Annotated in this window: 1 protein-coding gene and 1 pseudogene; one reads left to right on the top strand and one right to left on the bottom strand. The window is 47.1% G+C overall.

Annotated elements, in window-relative coordinates; genetic code table 11:
- Positions 1-235: 235 nt before the first annotated feature.
- Positions 236-352 (top strand): annotated as a pseudogene (locus QUA40_RS29225) (element excision factor XisI family protein); the annotation flags it as partial.
- 28 nt (positions 353-380) lie between these two features.
- Here QUA40_RS29225 and QUA40_RS28505 read toward each other — a convergent pair.
- Positions 381-1,913 carry an MFS transporter gene (locus QUA40_RS28505; RefSeq protein WP_333132038.1) on the bottom strand — a complete coding sequence of 511 codons (1,533 nt, stop codon included), beginning with the start codon at positions 1,911-1,913 and terminating at the stop codon, positions 381-383.
- Positions 1,914-2,146: the final 233 nt, after the last annotated feature.

Here is a 2,146-nt window from a genome sequence, read left to right as displayed (position 1 = left end):
TGCACTTTATTCTCGATCGCGCGCTCAAAACCCAGGCTACCTCAAGTGCGATCGATATATTCAGCAAGCCCTACATAATTGGTGGCGGCCGGCGTCTTATACTGTCTCCGAAGTGACAAAAAATGGCTCATGAGAGCAAAGGCGAGATTCCTGTTTCGGCACACTATTATGTAGTGTGCCGGCGTAGTTCCTAACTTTGATATATAAAGAGGGCAAAATTTAACTTCAGTACAACGGGACGGAAATTGATTTTGCAGAAGAATTGGTGCAGTTATGCGTAGCCAAAAACGACATCGTACTGGGGTTTCACTCGCCTTTGATGCGAAAATTTACACACTATGCAGTTGTCTGAGCTAAGGCGCGCCTTTTGTGCCGTACAATCAATCAACCGTTGAAGATCGATCGCCTGAGCTTTCAGGCCCAGAGTCGAACTGTTCCACTATTAATGGTTGAAACCTGATGTCTCCAGGTTCAATTGGCACTCTTCTCCACCAAGCGGGCAACAAGAGCAGCCAAAACTTACCCAAAGACACAGAACGCTGCTCGCGAACAAAAACCAAGGGCAGGAGAGCCGCCACTCGTAAGACGGCTGAGAGGGCAAACACCCCTGGCAAGCCACCGAGATTGGTCAAAGTGGCGAGAAAGCTACCAAGGGTGATTCCCATTGCCCCAGTGACACCAGGAACGGCCGCCGCGATCGCAAAGTATATCGACTGATTCAACAGTGGTGTCACCGACATCATCAGATTACCACTGCACAGGTCGATCGCCGCCCACGTTGCACCGCCGATGATGTGCAACAGCGGGAACCACACCCATATAAAAATTGGAGCCGTTCCACCTTCTAGCCAGAAGAGAGGGGTCAGAGCCACCAAGATTCCCACTACTAGCATAATCGGGCGATTCCCAACCCGGTCAGCCAGCTTCCCCCAAAAAACCAGCAGCAGCAAGTTAGCACCCGCTCCTAAGCTGTTGTAGAGCGTTACCACACTGACATCTATACTTAGGTTATCCAGCAGATAGAGGTTAAAAAAGGGCGCGCTGACGTTAACGGCAAAGCTCCATACAGCAGAGTAAAGCAAAAACTTTAAAAAATTGGCTTCCTTAAGAAAGCTAAAAATTGTCCCTATGGATGATTTTTCGCCTCTATCTGAATGCGTGACGTGTAGAAGCTTTGGGTTCACATCGGTCATAAAGAACTGACAACCTAGACTGATGATGCCAAGCACAATTCCTAAAACCAAGATGGCACTGTAACCTTGGAGCCTTCCACCGGGCCAGTTCGATACAACTAGAGCCAGCAACGGCAAACCAATGAGATTCGTCAAGCTGACAGCACTATTGCGAAAGCCAAAATACCGCCCGCGCAACCGCTGAGGTACTAAAACCGCCAACCAGCTCAAGAAGGAAGCACGACCTAAAGATTCTAAGACTTGAGTTATCCAGATGATTGCCAATGTCAACTGCACTAGCTGATGACCAGCGAGCTGAAATGAGCCTCCCAACCAAATGGCTGGCACGATAATCAGCCACAGCAGTCGCGACAGTCCGAAAATCCAGATGGAATACCAGTGGCGACTCTGCAGTCGGTCTCCTATATAAGCTCCGAACGGTTGGAGCAGATTTACCAGTTGAGGAATGGAGGCGAGCATACCAATTTCGACTGGGCCCGCCCCTAAATCCAGCAAGAAATTACTGAGCAACGCGCCACCGATGATGCTGTAAAAAAGCGTAGCGAAGACACTTTCCAAAGTTAGCGATCTGAGGCTTAACCGAGTTTCCGGTTTGGAAAGTTTTAGAGGCGGATTGGTCAGAAGTACCGTTTCTGGTAAGGCTATATCCTCTTGGATTTCCTGAAGAGGGAGAGGATTCTTTCCTACTAAGCTGTAATCTTCTTTTTGTGTTTCGAGCATACTGGATCGCCAATAGATGAGCTGCTATGCAGCTTAATTGTATAATATAAGATTAAGTATTTTAAGGAGCACAGCCATAGATGCAAGCTAAAAATCCCCTCTCTCAAAAGCAAAAAGAAAGATTACTTAAATAAATTAGAGAAAATAAGAATGCCCAAATGGCTCTTCAGAACTTATGGTGATAACTTTATCTAATAAAAGATAGACTCGTGCATAAGACTAGAAGCTGAAAC

The organism is Microcoleus sp. Pol11C3, assembly GCF_036701485.1.
Classification (GTDB): domain Bacteria; phylum Cyanobacteriota; class Cyanobacteriia; order Cyanobacteriales; family Microcoleaceae; genus Microcoleus.
This window is presented reverse-complemented; position numbering and strand designations above follow the sequence as displayed.

What these genes read in the sequence shown, in the direction of transcription:
- QUA40_RS28505 (WP_333132038.1), bottom strand. Translation starts at nt 1,913, where the DNA reads ATGCTCGAAACACAAAAAGAAGATTACAGCTTAGTAGGAAAGAATCCT.